Consider the following 18,451-nt stretch of genomic DNA (forward strand, 5'->3'; position numbering starts at 1 on the left):
GTGTCAGTGCGATCGTTGTCAAGCTGCTGGGGAGCTGATATTGAGCGTGGACCTGCGGCTTTGTGGCGGATTCCTGAGATTGACCCCTCGCTGTCCGGGCCGACTACGGATAACGTTGTCTCTCGACCTTGACCGCTCTCGACGGAGCCCGACACCGTGACCGTACAGATCACTCACGTCTCCTCGCCCGAGTTGTTCGCCGGCAGCGACGACGATCCCCGCCAGCTGTTGCGGGTGGAACTGAGCCGTTCCACCGGCGATGGCGCCCTGTCCGTGCGGATCGCGGGAGACGGCGTTTCGGGTACGGCGGACGTCCCGCCGGGCGACGGCCAGATCCGGATCGAGGTCCCCTTGTCGGTCGCAGACGGGGTGCGCACGCAGTACGGCGCGACCATCGACGCGACCGTGACCGTTTCGGCGGATGGTGTGGACGTGGCGTCGGACAGCGGCACGGTGGTGATCGCCGAGCCGGGCTGGACGATGGTCATGGTGTCGCACTTCCACTACGACCCGGTCTGGTGGAACACGCAGGCGGCGTACACGACGAGCTGGGACCTGCAGGGCCCGGACGGCACCACGCGGCCCGTCTACACGCACAACGCGTTCAGCCTGGTCGACGCGCACCTCAAGCTCGCGCTGCGCGATCCGGCGTACTGCTTCGTGCTGGCCGAGCTCGACTACCTCAAGCCGTACTTCGACACCTTCCCGGAGAACCGGGCGGTCCTGCGCCGGCTGATCGCGGAGGGCCGGGTCGAGATCATCGGCGGCACCTACAACGAGCCGAACACGAACCTGACCGGCGCGGAGACGACCATTCGCAACATCGTGTACGGCGTCGGGTACCAGCGCGACATCCTCGGCGGCGACCCGCAGAACGCGTGGCAGCTGGACGTGTTCGGCCACGACCCCCAGTTCCCCGGCTACCTGGCCAAGGCCGGGCTGACCGGATCCGCGTGGGCACGTGGCCCGTTCCACCAGTGGGGGCCACTGCGACAGGCCTGGGGCGACCCGAAGGCCGGGACTGCGACGGTCATGCAGTTCCACAGCGAGTTCGAGTGGATCAGCCCGAGCGGGGACGGCGTACTGACGCACTACATGCCGGACCACTACGGTCCGGGCTGGGACCTTCAGCACGCGCCGAGTGTCGAGGCGGCGGGCGACACGGCGTACCAGCTGTTCGCGGTTCTGAAGACGGTGGCCGCGACCCGCAACACACTGCTGCCCGTCGGCGGTGACTACACCCCTCCGAACAACTGGATCACCGCGCTGCACCACGACTGGAACGCTCGCTACGCTTGGCCGAAGTTCATCTGCGGTACGACGAAACACTTCATGGACCGGGTCCGGGCCGAGCTCGCCGAGACCGGGCGCCGGCCGTCACCGCAGTCGCGCGACATGAACCCGATCTACACCGGCAAAGACGTGTCGTACATCGACACCAAGCAGGCCCAGCGTGCCGCCGAGGTGGCCGCGGTCGACGCCGAGAAGCTGGGCACGTACGCCGACCTGCTCGGGCTCGGCCGGTTCGCCGAAGCCTCGCTGGACAAGGTCTGGCGGCAGCTCGCGTACGGCGCGCACCACGACGCGATCACCGGGTCGGAGTCGGACCAGGTCTATATCGACCTCGTCACCGGGTGGCGCGAGGCGCACGATCTTTCGGATGCCGCGCGGACGGCGTCGCTGGAGGCGTTCGCGGCACAGATCGACACGTCGGTCTTCGGAGAGCATGCGGTGGTCGTCACGAACACGCTGTCGTTCACGCGGACCGACCTGGTCACCGTGCAACTGCCTTCGGATGGTGCCTGGCGGATTGTCGACGATGCTGGTGTCGACGTGCCGGCTGTGGTCGAGGGTGACAAGGTCACCTTCCTGGCTACTGCGGTGCCGTCGCTGGGGTGGCGGACCTACGCGCTGATCGGCGGCGCGGCGTCCCCGGACGCGGCTCCTCCGGATGCGGCCTCCTCGGATGCGGCCTCCTCGGATGCGGCTTCCTCGGGTGCGGCGTCTTGGGGTCCGGCCGATGATCGTGAGTCGGTCGACAACGAGTTCTTCCGGGTGACGGTGGATCCGTCGCGCGGTGGTGGGATCAGTCAGATTGTCGACAAGCGAACCGGTCGACAGGTCTTGAAGGGGCTCGGCAACGAACTGCGGGTGTACGAGGAGTACCCCGACCACCCGCGCTTCGGCGAGGGTCCGTGGCACCTGATCCCGTCGGGTCCGGTGGTCGGCTCGAGTGAGGCGCCGGCGAAGGTGTTCACGCAGACGGGTCCGCTCGGCAGCCGGATCGTCAGCCGCGGGGAGGTCGACGAAATCTCGTACGAAGCGGTCGTCACGGTGTACGACGGCCTCGACCGGATCGAGTTCACCACCCGGATCCTCGACCACGCCCAGTCGGACCGCCTGGTCCGGGTCAAGTTCCCGGCCGACGTGCCGGGCGCATTGCCGCTGAGCGAGGTGGCCGGGGCGGTCGTCGGCCGCGGCTTCGGCCTCATCGACGTCGACAGCGCCCAAGCTCCGTGGACCCTGGACAACCCGGCCAACACCTGGTTCGGCCTGGGTTCCACCGCCCGCATCGACCTATTGGATGCCTCAGGCCACCAGATCGGCACCCGGCCGGTGGCGGTCGCGGAGATCGTCGTACCCGACGACTCAGACCCAGCCGACGTCCGCGACCTGGTCGTGGCCCTGGCCCGGGTAGGCGTCACCGCAACCACTTCCCTGGTCGGCGGCTCCCGCTACGGCCACCTGAAAGTGGACTCCAACCTTCCCGACCTCCGCATTCTCGTCGGCGCCGCTTCTTCGTTGCTCGCTGAAGAGGTCCCGGGCGACACCGCGGCGTTCGTCCCACCCCGCACCGCACTGGCCGAGGTTTGGCAGCCGAACGCGGATGTGCGGGATGTGCGGGCGATTCCGGCCCTCGTGCTGCCCACCCCGGACTCGGTGGCCGCGGCTGTGGCTGAGCTCGGCGGGGCACGGGTGACCGCGATTGTTCGCGGTGATGGGGTGATCGAGGACTTCGAGGATCGGACCGTCGCGTTGCTGACGTACGGGCTGCCTGGGTTTGCGGTCGATGCTTCCGGAGCGTTGCATGCGTCGCTGATGCGGTCGTGTACCGGATGGCCGTCCGGGATCTGGATCGATCCTCCGCGTCGGTCGGCGCCGGACGGCTCGGCGTTCCAGTTGCAGCACTGGACCCACGAGTTCCGGTACGCGTTGACAACCGGCGAGGGCGACTGGCGCGCGCAGCAGTTGCCGAGCCGCGGCCAGGAGTTCACGTCACCGTTGCTCGCGGCAACCACCACCGCCCACGACGGCACCCTGCCGGCGACCCACTCGCTGCTCCAGGTCAGCCCGGAGCGCGACGTCCTCGTCTCCACGCTGAAGCCCGCCGGCAACCCGATCGCCCGCGGGTCGGGAGTCCCGGCCGACCCGCGCGACGGCGTGACCCTGCGGTTGATCGAGGCGACGGGTCTGGGGGCGACGGCGACCGTCACCTCAGCCCTGCCGATCACCGGCGCCCACCACGCCGACCTGCTGGAGAATGCGGCCGCCCCGATCGAGGTTGCCGACGGCAACTTCACTGTCGACCTGGCCGGCTCGGCAGTCGACACCTTCGTACTGAGCCTCGACGGTGCAGCAGCCGCGAACCCCGCCGTACTGGGTCAACCAGGTGAGCTGGCCCAGCCGACGTACGCGCGCTACTGGCTGCACAACCGCGGTCCCGCGCAGATGGGGTTCCTCCCGGTCAGCCTGTCGGTGTCCCCCACCGTCGCGCGGACCGCCGGCAAACCGTTCGAGCTCTCGATGGTGATCGCGAACCAGTACGCCGACACCGCTGCCGAAGGATTGCTGACAATCCAGCTCCCGGACGGGTGGACGACTGATCAATCAGATCGTCAACTGCGGCTCGAACCGGGCGGGTACGTTCGCCACCTCGCGTACGTGAACCCACCGGAGACCTGCGAGCCCGGCCAGTACTTCGTCGCCGCCCGCGTGCTCACCAAGACCGACGAGCTCGCCGGTGGCGCCGGCGTCACGGCGGTCGAGGACGTCGTCACCGTCTTCGTCGGTGAGAGCCCTGAGCTCACCGCAACCCTCGGATTCGGCATGCCGCCGACCGAGCAGCCGGACCACGGAGCGGGTGCGGCCGAGGGCCAGCCAGGACGACCGACCGGTCTGACCGTGACCCCCTCGACCCAGGACCTGCGTCTGTCTCCGGGCACGTCGGAGACGCTCGAGCTGGAATTCACGAACAACACCTCGTCGGAGATCCGCGCTGAGCTGCAGCTTGCCTCGCCGTACGGGACATGGTCGTGGTTGCCCGAGCCGGTGCGGCTGGTCGTCGTACCGCCGAAGTCGTCGGTCACGGTGCCGGTGCCGGTACAGGCGCCGGCGGATGCGACACCGGCGCATGCCTGGGTGCTGCCGAAGGTGATGTGGTTCGGCCGCGCACAGTACGCGCCGACAGTCCGCCTGGAGATCCAGTGACACCCGCCCTCACCATCGGCCACGGCCACGAGCACGCGGCCGCGCACGGGCACGCGGATCCGCACGAGCACGGGCCGGGGGAAGCGCACGGGCACAGCCGGGCGCCGGTCGCTCCACCGGAGGTGATGGCCTACCTGAACGGTGAACCTCTGGCCCGCGAGCTGCTCGACGAGCGGCTCGCGGTACTGCGGTCCGGCGACGCCTCCTGCGTGCTCCCCCGCCCGGACAGCCGTGAGGGCCGCCAGCTCACCCGCTGGGTTGCGCAAGTCGTCCTGACCGAGCAACTCTGCCTCGACGAGCTCCGCCGCCGCGCAAACGCCGTACCCCAACCGCAGGACGCCGCACCCCGGCCGCAGGACGCCGCACCCGCGACGTCGGGCGGAGCGCGGGACGTGGCGCCCGAGGCCGAGTCGCTGGGCAGCGTCGAGACCGATCCGATCGGGGTGGCGACGGCTATTGCGGTCGGGTCGATCACGGCCGCGGCGCTTGCCGGTTCGGAGGCAGTACGGCGGGTGGCCGCGCTGGTGACCGCGGACGTGCGGATTCCGGCTGAGCAGTTGGCGTACGCGGCCGACGTACTCGGTGAGGAGCTGCCGGCGGACCCCGGCGTACCGGTCGCGGGCTGGCATCGCGAGTTGCTGCAGAGCGCTCGGCTGGAGGCGTTCGCGCGCTGGCTGAACGCGGCCATGTACGAGCGGGTACAGCTCGTCCGAGGGCTCGAGCATCCGGGCGACAGCAATCAACCTGACAACCTGCACCGGCACTGACGGGGGGACGATGAGCGACGTTGCAGTGAGTGATTCCGGGATAGATTCCGGGCCCGGAGGGACGGTTCTCGGGATCGACATCGGCGGGACGAAGATGGCCGCCGCTCTCGTGTCCGCGGACGGCCGGATCGTCACCGAGGACCGGATCCTCACCCCGGTCGGCGACGCGGATCAGGTCTTCGCCGCGCTCGCGGAGCTGATCGACCGCGTCCGCGGCGAGGCCAGGCCGCTCGCAGTGGGGATAGGTTCGGCCGGGCCGCTGGACCAGCAGCACGGGCTGGTGTCACCGGTGAACATCTCCGGCTGGCGGAACTTCCCGCTGGTCGACCGGGTGCGCGCGCTGGTCGGCGACGTACCGGTGACGCTGGGCGTGGACGGACACTGCTTCGCGCTGGGTGAGTTCTGGACCGGGGCCGGGCGGGGCGTCGACACGCTGCTCGGCATCGTGGTGTCGACCGGCGTCGGCGGTGGGCTGGTCGTGGACGGCAAGCCGCTGATCGGTCAGTCGGGTAACGCCGCGCACATCGGTCATGTGGTGGTGGACCTCGACGGCGAGGCGTGTGCATGCGGGTCGTTCGGGTGCGTCGAGGCGTACGCGAGCGGACCGAGGATGGTCGCCCGCGCCAAGCGTCGCGGCTGGCGGACCGACGAGGACGTGGACGCCACCGTACTGGCCGCCGACGCGGCCGCCGGTGACGAGCTCGCGCTGGCGGCCTTCGACGACGGAGCGCAGGCGCTGGCCGCCGGCATCGTGGCGACCGCGGTCACCGTCGACCTCACCACCGTGGTCATCGGCGGCGGGGTCTCCAAGGCCGGACCGATCCTGTTCGACCCCGTCGAGGCCTGGGTCAAGCGCCTCGCCCAACTCCCTTTTGTCACCGACCTGACGGTCGAACCCGCCCAGCTGAACAACGCCGGCCTGCTCGGCGCCGCCCATCAGGCCTGGTCGAGCATCCGCTGATGCCGCCACAGGGCTTACGCACAGGTACGTCGTGCGGAAAAGGGAGTCCTGCGCACCTTTGCGCAGGTTTAACCGAATTTCCCCGTGAGGTGTAACGACCGGGCCGTCGTACCCGATGCAACGGATGGATGGGGTGGGGGCACGTCATCCAAGGTCGGTCAGGGGGCTCGGACTGACCGAAACGGCCGGTCAGGGGGCCTGGACCGGTGGAAGGCGAAGCGCGGCGGAGAGGCAACTCTCCGCCGCCATCGCATCGCAGTACGTCAGGTGAGGTAGCAACGTCCGCCAGCGTTGTCCGGGGCAACGCTCGACCCAGGGGGATCGGTCCTGATGGACGTCGCGGCATTCCTGCTCTTCACCCTCTTCTTCGGCGCCGTGGTCGTCTCGACGACGTCGCGCCACCAGCTCCTTCGTACGTCGGTCCGACGGCCACGACTGTTCCAGGTCGTGGCCGTGGGTGCCGCGGCGGTCATCGTTCCAGTCGACCTGTACGCCGTTGTCCACGGCGCGATCGGTCCGGTTGGCGCCGATCGACTCTTGTTGCTGAACGTCGCCGCCGCGTGCGGCGTTGCCGCCCTGCACGGTTGCCTGCGCGGACGAGCCCTCGCCGGCTCGGTGCCCGCCGCAATCGTCGCCGGCGCGGCCGCGGCCTGCTCACCGGGAGCCGGCACCGGTCTTCGCCCGGGTTCTCCTCCGGGCACCGGCTCGGGTTCCGGTGGGCAGGTCGACGACGGGCACGCGCTCCGGATGGGCGTGCTCGGCTGGACCGGACCGCTGATCGCGCTCGTCGTGGTCACTGCCGTGGTGGCGCTGGGGTCCGCAACCGGTGGGAACGCAAGTGGTCCGGGCAGCGTCGGATCCACGGCCGGTTCGGCGCTCGCGGTCTACTCCCTGCTCGTCTGCGTGATCAGCGCCTCATCGCTGTTCCGGGGCGCGGGAGTGCGATCGATCCTCGGGAGGGATGAGGATCGACGCGGGTTCTGCCCCGTGGACGGTGGGCCGGTGACTGCGGGAGGGCTGTCATCGACACAACCCCCCGTCCCCGGTGCAGAACTGACGGCCTCGGCGGGGGATCATCAGACACCGCCTAGGGCTTGAGCCACTCGGGTTCGGGCAGGCGGGTGCGGTCCAGGCGGCCGTTGTCGTCGAGGGGAAGCTCCTCGATCGGGATCAGGTCGGCCGGGACCAGGTAGATCGGCAACTCCTTGCCCAGGTCAAGCATCAGCCGCGCCAGCACGGCGGGGTCGCTGTCCTCGAGTACGACGTACCCGAGCAGGCAGGTGTCACCCGCCAGGTCCGCACACGCGATCACCACCGCGTCGATGACACCCGGCTGATCGGCCAGGACGTGCTCGGTCTCACCCGGCTCGACCCGGTGACCGCGGATCTTCACTTGATCGTCCGCGCGACCGAGGTACTCCAGCGTCCCGTCCGGACGCCAGCGGCCGAGGTCGCGACTGCGGTACAACCGCCCGCCGGGGTGACCCGGGTCCGGCACGAACGCGCGCTCGGTCTCCTCCGGCCGCCCGATGTAGCCCTGGGCAACGGCCGCGCCGCCGAGGTGGATCTCCCCGACCGCCCCGATCGGAAGCGGGCGAAGCGTCTCGTCCAGCAGTCGTACGACGGCACCCTCGATCGGGCGGCCGATCGAGGGCCGGTCCTCGGCCGGGTCGACCTCGTGGATCGTGGTGACGATGGAGGCCTCCACCGGTCCGTACTCGTTGAACAGCCGGCAGTCCGGATGTGCGTCGAGGAAGTCGCGCACCTTGTGCGTCAGCACCATCGCCTCACCGCCCGCGACGATCTCCCGCAGCGCGGGCAGTTCCGGCAGCCGGCGCATGGTCGCGAGCAACGCCGTCAACGGGCTGAACGCCATGAACAGCCGCTCGACCTGGTGATCCCGTAGCGCCGCGATCACCGCGTCCGGGTCGTACCGGTCGTCCTCGCCGATCAGTACCAGCGGAGCACCCGACGCGAGCGCGGTGAACATCTCCTGCACATGGACGTCGAAACCGAACGACGTCCACTGCAGCGTCCGCAGCGAACTCCGGGTGCGCAGGTAGTGCCGGACCAGGTTGACCGGCCCGCGGTGCGGCACCAGCACGCCCTTCGGGTTCCCCTTCGAGTCCGACGTATAGATGCAGTAGGCAACATCATCCGCGGCCGACCGTACCGGCGGCGCCTGTTCGGCCCGCGCGTCGCCGGCCGGTGCCGCGACCGGGACCAGCCGCACCCCGAGCCGATCCGCCAGCGCCGCGTCGTCGCCGACCAACGCGACCGCGGACGAGTCCCCGATCATGAACGCCCACCGCGACTCCGGTACGCCGGGATCCAGCGGCAGGTAGGCCGCACCGGACTTCAGGACGGCGAGCACCGCGATCACGAGTTCGGTGCCTCGGGCAACACGTACGGCGACCAACTGGCCGGGCTTGACGCCGAGGTCGACGAGTTGCCACGCGACCGCATTGGACCGGCGGTCGAGTTCGGCGTACGTCAACTCCCGCTTGCCCTGGATCAATGCGATCGCGTCGGGCGTCCGGGCGACCTGCTGCTCGAACAGCGTGTGCAGTCCGCTGAGCTCACCGGCCACCACCGCGTTCCGCCGTACCCGGCCGATCGGACCGGCGGGGTCGAAGTCACCCTCCAGCTCGCGCAAGGACTCGAGGTCGGACTCGATCGGCAGCATCAGGTCGGGCAGGCGCAGGTGCGGCTGGGTGGTCGCACGACGTAGTACGGCTTCCAGATAGGCCAGCAGGCGATCGATGGTGCTCTGCTCGAACAGGCCGGCACGGTAGTCCGCCGTACACGTGATGCCGGCACCGTGATGGGTCAGCCGCAGCCGCAGGTCGAGGTGGTCCGGCAGGTCCTCGTCGCCGTCCTCGAACTCCACCAGCACCTGGAACAGCGGGTCCCGTTGCAGTACGGCGAGATCGATGCCGGCGTGGTCGAACGCGCCGGTCGTGACGTCGTGAACCCGGTGCGCCAGCTCACCCAGATCAGGCTCGCCGGACAGGTCGATCCGGATCGGAAGCGGCCGCAGCGGCGTCGTCGAGGTGTCGCCCTTCGGCCGGATCAGCGCGGTCCCGATCGTCACGTCGTCCTGCGCCGCGAACCGGCCGAGCACCGTACCGACCGCCGCAAGCATCACCATCAGCGGACCGACCTTGCGCTCCCGGCTGAAGGTGAAAACCGCGTCTCCGAGCTCGCTCTCCAGCTCCTGCTTGACCGAAGCAACATCCTCGTTGCCGGTCGGCCGATCCGGCGGCAACACCAACGGCTCCGCCCCCGCCAACGCCACATCCCAGTACGCAAAGTCCCGCCGCCGCACCTCCAACTCCTCCGGCGACACCTCCCGCGCACCCTCATCGGACCGATCCGCCGACTCGCCGTCGGACTCGGTTGAGCCTGCCGCCGGTTCATGGGCAGGCTGTTCATCCGGGCGCTCCCCGGCATCGGCCTGCTCACCGGCTTCGGCTTGCACCTCTACCGCTGGGTCAGACAGCTCGGCGGCGGAAGTCAGCTCGTCGTCTTCCTCCTCGGCAGTGGACGGCTTCACCAGCTCGGCGGCTGGAGCCACGCCGTCCCCGGCATCCTCTGCAGCGGCGGTCGGCTGTGCCAGGTCGTCCCCGGCCTCTTCCGCGGCGGCGGTCGGCATTGCAGGCTCGTCAGCGTCCTCCGCGGCGGCGGTCGGCTTTGCAGGCTCGGCGGCGGCATTCTCCGCAGCCGTGGTCGGGTTCGACGCCCCGTCGGCCTCCTGCAGCCCAGCAGCCGGGGGTTCATTGAGGAGCGCCAGTTGCTCGAGCATCAGCTTGGTGACGCCGTCGACCAGCTGTCCGGCCACCCGGAGCTGCTGGGACATGAGCGCCGCCATGCCCGACCCGGGAAGCTCGGCTTCGCTGGTCGCCGCGGCTGCCTCGTCGACCTTCGCAGCCAACTCGGCAAGCCCCGACCCCAACCTCGCCAGGGCAGCCCGGGCATCACCGGCCTCAGCAGAAGATTCGGTGCCCTCGGCAACAACATCCGAACCTTCAACCACAGCCGGCGCCCCTTCGGCGCCTCCAGCAACTTCTGCGTCCTCGACAGCTCCGGTCGCGCCGGGCTTCGAAGCCTGAACGGCGACCGCGGTGGCAAGCTTGTGCGGCGTGGTGTAGCTGCCAAAGAGATCCTCGGGCGTGAGTCTGACCGCAAAACGCGCGTTGATCTGCTCGATGACAGGAGCCATCGACCCAGGGTTGGCGCCAAGCTCGGCGAACGTGTGGTCGACGGTGAGGTCGTACGGATCGAGCGACAGCTCCTCGCAGGTCAGATCAAGGACCGCGTCGAGCGACTCGCGATACCGCTCTGCAGAAATCTCGTCACCCGACAACGAACCCGCCCGCGCCAGGTAGTCCGCGTCCACCTGATGCGTCTCGGCCGGCAGCGCGAACGGCGACTGCTCTCCCGCCTCGCCCTCGGCTTCGTCGGACCACACAGCCTCGCCCGGCTCCGACTCGACCGGCGGATCCAGCGGAATCTTCTTCACCGCAGGGCCCGTGCCGCTCGCAGGCTCGAAGACCGCGGTTTGCGCCCGCGCCGCACGCTCGAACACCTTCGGCCGGCTGGCATCAACCCGACCAGCATCGGCACCTTCGGTGACAGCTGCAGAGGTATCGAACGGGTGATCCACCCGGCGGAACGGATACGTCGGCAACGGCACCCGGCCGCTGTGGGCGTACACCTTGGACCATGCGATCTCGGTGCCCTGCTCGTACAGCTCGGCCAGACCGTTCATGGTCGCCAGCACCGGATCCTGTCCGAGCCGCTGCGCCGGGATCCACGTGCTGTTCGGCGCGATCCGGCGGCCGGCAGGACTCAGTACGGCGTCCGGCCCGAGCTCGATGAATCGCCGGCACCCAGCCGCCGTCACCGCCTCGACCGCGTCGCCGAACAGCACCGGCTGGCGCAGCTGCCCGACCAGGTAGTCGCTGTCCAGAACGGTCCCCGACTCGAGCAGATCACCGGACCAGCTCGACACCATCGGCGTATGCAACGGCTTCAGCGTGATCTCACCGACGATCGCCGCGAAGTCCGCCAGGATCGGGTCCACCAGCGAACTGTGGAAGGCCCGGTCGACATCGAGCCGCTGCCACGCGACCTGCAACTGATCAAGCTGCGCGGCCAACTGCCCGACGATCACCTCGGACCCGGTCAGCACGAACGACTGCGGACCGTTGCCTGCGGCAATCTCCACACCGGGCGTCTGCGCCAGCTCACGGACCCGATCGGCATCCGCCCGTACGGCAACCATCGCGCCCGGCACGGTGCCACGCTGCATGAGCTCGCCACGCTTGGCTGTCAGCCGTACGCCGTCCGCCAGCGACAACGCACCCGCCACGCACAGAGCGGCGTACTCCCCCACGCTGTGACCGACCACCAGTGCAGGCTGCACGCCGAACGACTGCCACAACCGCGCCAACGCAAGCTCAAACGCGAACAGGGCCGGCTGCGCGGTCTCCGTCGGCCAGACACCTTCCGACGTACCAGCAGGGGTCAGCAACAACTCAAGCAGGCTGCCACCGAACTCCTCGGCGTACACGCGGTCGCACTCGTCCAGCACCGACCGGAACACCGGGAAGCGGGCTGCCAGCCCAGCAGCCATGCCACGGCGTGCAGCACCCTGTCCGGTGAAGGCGTACCCCAATGGGCCGGGTCCGCCTCGCGGCACCTCGGCTGCTTGGGCGGTGGCGAGTGCATCGACCAGATCAGCCTCCGACGAGCCCGCGACCGCGATGCGGTGACGGTACGCCGGTCGGCCGAGTGCCGCCGTACCAGCGAGGTCGATGAGGCGGTGACCAGTACCGTGACCGAGGTCAGTGCGGTACAGCTCGACCAGGTCGGCGAGAGCATCCAGGTCGGGTGCGGACAGCGGCAGGACGACCGGTCCGTCGTCGCCACGGCGGACCTGCCGCGGCGCCTCCTCCAGGATCACGTGCGCATTGGTGCCGCCGGCATCGAGTGCGCTGACGCCGGCGCGCAACGTCGTACTGCCGTCGGGCACCGCCCAGTCGCGGACCTCGGTACCGATGACGAACGGGCTGCCGTCGAGGTCGAGCTGCGGATTCGGCTCGGTGTAGTTGATCGTCGGGACCAGCATCCGGTGCTGCAGCATCAGGATGGTCTTGATCAGGCCGGCCATCCCCGCGGCGCTGTCCAGATGGCCGATGTTCGGCTTGACCGAGCCGATCGTGCAGAACCCTACCTTGTCCGTGTGCCGGCGCAGCGCAGTGGTCAGCGCCTTCACCTCGGCCGAGTCCGCGGTCGCGCTGCCGATCGCGTTGGCCTCGATGTAGCTCAGCGAGTCGGCCGCGAACCCGGCCCGCTCGAGAGCACGCTCGAGCAGTTCGACCTGGTTGCCCGCGGGCGCGTCCTCGCTGCTGACCGCCGTACCGCGGATGACGGCGTACACGGTGTCACCTTCGGCCACCGCCTGGTCGAGGCGCTTGAGCAGTACGGCGGCCACGCCGTTACCACCAACCGTGCCGTCAGCGTTGGCGTCGAAGGCGCGCAGGCGCCCGCTCGGCGACAGGATCGACTCCGGCGCCGGGTGATAACCCGTTGCCTGAGGCACCTGTACGGCGGCCGCACCGGCGAGCGCGAGATCCGCGTCACCCGATCTCAGAGCCTGGCAGGCGAGATGCACGGCGACGAGTGAGGACGACCACGCGGACTGTACGCCGATCGCCGGGCCGGTGAGACCGAGCCGGTACGCGACCCGGGTGGCGAGTGAGTCGCGTGACTGGTTCTGCCGGGTGTAGAGGTTCATGCCGGAGCCGGCGAACACACCGACGCGGCTGGTGGTACCGGCGTACCCACCGTGCTCGAGCGCCTGGTAACACACCTCGAGGAACAACCGCTGAGCCGGATCCATCAACGCGGCCTCACGATCACTGAGACCGAAGAACTTCGCGTCGAACGCCTCCACATGATCGAGCGCCCCACTCACTGCAACCATGCCGTCATCCGGGTGCCCACCCGCCTGGCTCACCTCATCGGGCGTGAACCGGCGGATACTCTCCACCCCGCCAACCAGGTTGTCCCAGAACTGCTCCAACGACTCAGCCCCCGGGAACCGCCCAGCCAACCCCACGACCGCAACCGGCTCAACAACCCCCACCTTGCGACCCACCGGCTTGCCGCCAGGCACACGCTCCGCAGCCACGATTTCGGTCGTGTCCCCAGGCTTGCTCGCGCCCTCGGCAGCCACCCGCGCAACTTCCTCGGCGGGCACGGCGGCCAGCACGGTCTCGCCAGCCTCAGCCACCCGACCCGCAGCCTGCGCACCCGCCTCCACGGCGGCCTCATCTTCCGCAGACGCGGAATCACCCTCCGGCCCAGCTTCGACAACCTCAGACCCCGGAGCCGACTCACCATCGACAGCGAGCTCAGCCTCGGCGGTCCGCTCCATCTCCGCAGACGACCCAATCCCAGCAACCGGCGCAGCCTTCCCTGCGGCCTCCTCGCCCGGCTCGGGAGCGGCGGCCTCAGCACCGTCGGCCTCTGCCGATACGACGACGTCACCCGGCGCACCCAACTCGGCGACGGACTCCCCGGCCGCAGGCGATTCGACCGCAGGCTCCGAGACAAGCTCGTGCTCGGGCGGCACATCCAGCTCAGCGGCGGGCGTCTCAGCCGCCACCGAGTCGACCGCAGCCTCCGCGGCCGCGTCGGACCCGGACGGCGCCTCCAACTCGGAGGTGTCCTCAGCCCCCGCCGGTACGACGACCTCGCCCGGCGCATCTACCTCGGCAACAGGCTCCCCGGCCGCAGACGAGTCAACGTCAGGTTCGGAAGCGGCCTCGGACGGCCCATCCGCCCCGCCGGTCACCTCAGACTCCACCCGTCCAGCGGTGCCCCCCGGCGACTCCAACTCGGTGTCGCGCTCAGACTCAGCCGGTAAGCCGTCACCCGACGCATCCGACCCGTCGGTGCCCTCAAGCTCTGCCGGTACGACGGTGTCGCCCGAAGCATCCAGCTCAGCCGCGGACTCCTCGCCCGCCGGTGAGTCGACCAACCGCTCGGCGACGAGCTCTGCCTCGGAGGGCCCGTCCTCCCCGGGAGCGCCCTCAGAGTCCGCCCGTACGACGCTGTCGCCCGAAGCATCCAGCTCGGCCGCGGACTCCTCACCCGCCGGTGAGTCGACCACACGCTCAGCGGCGACCTCTGCCTCGGAGTGCCCATCCGGCCCGGCAGCGTCCTCAGACTCCGCCCGTACGACGGTGTCGCCCGAACCATCCAGCTCGGTTGCTGACTCCTCGGCCGCTGACTCCTCCGTCGCAGACTCCTCGACTCCGGGCGAGCCGACCGCGCGCTCAGAGGCAATCTCGGACTCAGAGGGGGTGTCCGGCTCGGCGGCGCCCCCAGGCGGGGAGGACAGCTCGGGCTCGGCGCTCAACTCGGGCTCGGGGCTCAGCTCAGGCTCGGAGGTGGTGGTGTCCGGCTCGGCGGCAGGGCTGGGCTCGGGAGTGGGTTCGGTTGTGGAGGTTGGAGCGATCTCCTCCGGCGCCGCCTCGGGCTGGGCGACCTGCGCAGCGGTTTGCTCGCTCGGCCCAGATGTGACGGAACCGCCGTGGCCCGCGACCTCGGGCATGGCCTCAGCCCCGGAGCTGTCCTCCGGCGCCGCCTCGGGCTCGGCGACCTGCGCAGCTTCCTGTGCGGTTTGCTCGCTCGGCCCAGGTGTGACGGAACCGCCGTGGCCCGCGACCTCGGGCATGGCCTCAGCCCCGGAGCTGTCCTCCGGCGCCGCCTCGGGCTGGGCGACCTGCTCAGCTTCCTGTGCGGTTTGCTCGCTCGGCCCAGGTGTGACGGAACCGCCGTCGGCCGCGACCTCGGACATGGGCTCAGGCTCGGAGCTGTCCTCCGGCTGGGCCGCGTGGGCGGTTTGTTCCTCAGCCTCGGCTAGCTCGGCTGCAAGCCCAGCAGTCTGGGAAGCCTCCGCAGAAGGCTCGAGCTGTGTGGCCGGCGTGACTTCTGCGGCCTGCTCAGCAGGTGCGGGCTGCTCCTGGTCCGCGGACTGGACGCCGTCCGTCGGCTGCTCGACGGCCGAAGCTGGCCGAGCGCCTGCCAGTGCGTCGGCGGCGGGCTGCTCGTGGTCTGCGGGCGCGACGGCCTCCGTCGGCTGCTCGGGAGCCGAGTCTGGGCGGATGGCCGCCGGAGCTTCGGCGGCCGCGTCGGGGCCGGGCTGCTCGTGGTCTGCGGGCGCGACGGCCTCCGTCGGCTGCTCGGCAGCCGAGTCTGAGTGGATGGCTGCGGCCGCGTCGGGGGCGGGCTGCTCCTGGTCCGGGGGCGCGACGACGTCCGTCGGCTGCTCTACGGCCGAGCCTGGGTGAGCGGCTGCCGGTGCGTCGAGGGCGGCCGCACTGTCGGGCTGCTCCTGCTCCACGGGCGCGACGACATCCGTCGCCTGCTCGACGGCCGAACCTGGATGAGCGCCTGCCGGTGCGTCGGCGGCGAACTGCTCTTGCTCCACGGGCGCGAGGACATCCGTCGGCTGATCGACGGCCGAGCCTGGGTGAGGGGTTGCTGGTGCGTCGGTGGGCGAGGTGGGAGCTGCGTCGGATGCGGGGTTGGGGGTGGGCTCCGTTGCGGTGGGGGTGGCTGGGGTGCTGACGTCTACGCGGCGGAGTTCGGTGGTGGTTTCGGAGTCGGTGGGTGGTTGGGTGTCGGCCGGTTGGCGGGTGAAGGCGGTGCTGTCGAAGTAGGCGTCGGAGTCGTGTTCGACCTCACCAGCACCCCCGGACTCGACCGCCGACCCGGATTCGGCTTCCGCGCCCGGCTCAGCTGCCGCCCCGGCTTCGACCGCCGACCGGGATTCGGCTTCCGCGCCCGGTTCAGCTGCCCCGGATTCGACCGCATCCCCGGGCTCGACGGCTGGCCCCGATTCGGGTGTCGCGTTGGGGGTGGCTGCGGCGGCGGGGTCGGCTGGCGGCTCGGGGGTTGGATGGTGGGGGGCACCCAGGGTGGGGCGTTGGGGCGGGGTGGGGATGGATTGTTGGAGGGTGCGTTTCCACGCCAGGCGGACTACCGGGAGTTCGGTGGTGCGCTCGCTGGCGTCCTCCTCGACTGAGATGAGGGTGTCGGCGATGTTGGCGTGCGGGCCTTCGCCGGCTGGGCCGGAGTAGGAACTCGCGCCTGCTGGTTCGACGTACGGGGTGGCGGAGGTTTCGAGGGTGCCGTCGATCCAGCGTTGGCGTAGGAGGGGGCGCAGGATCTTGCCGCCGGGGGTGGTCGGGAAGTCGCGGCGCGGTACGCCGACGACCTCCGCCTGGAGGCCGAGGCGGCCCTGGATCAGGCTGCGGATCGCCTGGTCCATGCCTGGAACCGACTCCGGGGTCAGCGCGTAGAACACGACCAGCCGGTCGGTGCCCGTCTCCACGTCCGCGACCCCGCAGGCCGCGATCAGGCCGTGTTCGGCACCGACCACTGACGAGGCGACCGTCTCGATGTCGTGGGCGTAGTACAGCTTGCCGGACATGATGATGCGTTCGCTGTCCCGGCCGGTGATGACCACCTGCCCGCCGGTGATGAAGCCCTGGTCGCCGGTCGCGAGCCACTTGCGGACCGGCCAGTTGCCGATCGGGAACGCGGCCCGGTCGGCCTCCAGGTTGCCCAGGTACCCCGGTGTCACCCGCGCGGAAGCAACCTGCAACTGCCCGATCCGGCCTTCCGGCAGGACCGCGCCGTTGGGTGCGACGATGCGTACGGTCGTCCCCGGCGCCGGCGCACCGACCGACACCAGGCTGAGCACGCCTGGCGCCTCGGCTCGCGCCTTGCCCGGCCGCGCGACCGCGACCTTGCCGGTCGACGGGCGCTGGTCGACCCACTCGACGACTCCGGTCGGCGGGATCCGGACGCGGTGCACGTTCGGCGTCAGGCCGGGTCGCGCGAACGTGATCCCGGTGACGGTCTCGGTCATCCCCCACGCCGCGACGAAGGTCTCCGGTACGACGCCGAAGCGGTTCGTCAGCCGGAGGAACTCGGTCATCACCGGCACGGTGATCTGCTCACCACCGCTGACGAGGCTGCGCAGCGCGGACAGGTCCCAATGCCGGTCCGGCTCGCTCGCGATGGCCTTGGTGGCGAGGCGGTAGCCGAAGTTCGGCGACCAGGAGTGGTTGACCCGGTGCTGGTCCATCAGGTCCAGCCAGCGCAGCGGGTTCGCCAGCACCCAGTCCGTGTTGACGTGGATGTTCGTGCACCCGGTGAACACGGGCAGCAGGTGGTACAGCAGGAACGCGCCGCTCTGGTCCAGCGGCAGCCAGTTGAGCGTCGTCTGTCCCGGCCGGACCGGCAGCATGGCCGGCGTACCGGCGGCGAACTCGACCAGCCCGCGATGCGTCAGCTGCACGATCTTCGGCGTACCGGTGCTGGTCCCCGACGACATCATCAGTACGGCGACGTCGTCCGCGGCGGGGCGGTGGAACTCGGACGTCGGCTCGTGACCGGCCAGCGCGTCGGGGTCGAGGACGGGCAGGCCGAGGTCGTTCGGCAGGTCGGACGGGCGGCCGATCAGCACAGTCCAGCCGAGCAGGTCGGTCACCTTGCGGAGCCGTTCGCGACCTTCCTCGGTCCGGTCGCCGTTGGGGCTCGGCGCCATCAGCAGCGGGCGGATACCGCCGAGCGTGCAGGCCCAGAACGCGGCGAAGAAGCCGACCGGCTCGGTGCAGTGCACGACCGCGGGATCACCGGCGCGTACGCCGTTCGCCCGCAAGCCGGCCAGGATGCGCGCGGCGAGCTCGAGCAGGGTCGGGAAGTCGAGCTTGGTCTCGCGGCCGTCCGGACCGATCTCGACCACGCCGGCGCCACCGAAGTCGCGGGCGGCCCGCAGCAACGCGCTCGGCAGGTCACGCGGGTACCCGGCCGGAATCATCAGGGCCGGTCCGGTGCTGATCGCCGGCCGGTCCACACCGCTTCTCACCACGCCGATGCCACCACCACGAGAAGAGCCGGTACGGCGTCGAGCGGGTGCGTAGGCCGACACATCACCGGGACAGCGGTGGCCGGTTGGCGACCCACGGACACGCGCCTCCCCAACTGGACGGAGCCGGGCTCAGGGCAGACCCGTCTCGCTCTCACCGACAGAAGCCCCGTTTTCCGTCTGCCGGAATGATGCCGTGACCGGGTGGACCCGGTACGTCATCGTGCCGACCGACAGCCGTGAACCCTACCAGCCGCACCCTGCCCTGGAGGAGTCCGATCT

Annotated in this window: 5 protein-coding genes; 4 read left to right on the top strand and 1 reads right to left on the bottom strand. The window is 70.2% G+C overall.

The genetic code is table 11. The features are described from left to right. The first annotated feature begins 156 nt into the window (after window positions 1-156). From AB0F43_RS03455 to AB0F43_RS03470, 4 genes are all read left to right on the top strand, one after another. Window positions 157-4,488: an NEW3 domain-containing protein gene (locus AB0F43_RS03455; protein ID WP_360470018.1), complete on the top strand. Its 4,332-nt coding sequence runs from the start codon at window positions 157-159 to the stop codon at window positions 4,486-4,488. Then, a complete protein-coding gene (locus tag AB0F43_RS03460; RefSeq protein WP_360470021.1) occupies window positions 4,485-5,255 on the top strand; it encodes a hypothetical protein in 771 nt (256 codons plus the stop codon). Before AB0F43_RS03455 ends, AB0F43_RS03460 begins: the two co-directional genes overlap by 4 nt. 10 nt (window positions 5,256-5,265) lie before the next feature. Continuing rightward, window positions 5,266-6,216 carry an ROK family protein gene (locus AB0F43_RS03465; protein ID WP_360470024.1) on the top strand — a complete coding sequence of 317 codons (951 nt, stop codon included), beginning with the start codon at window positions 5,266-5,268 and terminating at the stop codon, window positions 6,214-6,216. 330 nt (window positions 6,217-6,546) lie between these two features. Continuing rightward, on the top strand, window positions 6,547-7,314 hold the full coding sequence (locus tag AB0F43_RS03470; RefSeq protein WP_360470027.1) for a hypothetical protein: 768 nt from the start codon (window positions 6,547-6,549) through the stop codon (window positions 7,312-7,314). On the opposite strand, the gene AB0F43_RS03475 is transcribed toward AB0F43_RS03470, so the two are convergent. Next, complete coding sequence (locus tag AB0F43_RS03475; protein ID WP_360470030.1) at window positions 7,304-18,169, bottom strand: amino acid adenylation domain-containing protein; 10,866 nt, start codon at window positions 18,167-18,169, stop codon at window positions 7,304-7,306. The two genes, AB0F43_RS03470 and AB0F43_RS03475, sit on opposite strands and share 11 nt — an antisense overlap. Window positions 18,170-18,451: the final 282 nt, after the last annotated feature.

Source organism: Kribbella sp. NPDC023972, assembly GCF_040639075.1.
Taxonomy (GTDB): Bacteria; Actinomycetota; Actinomycetes; order Propionibacteriales; family Kribbellaceae; genus Kribbella.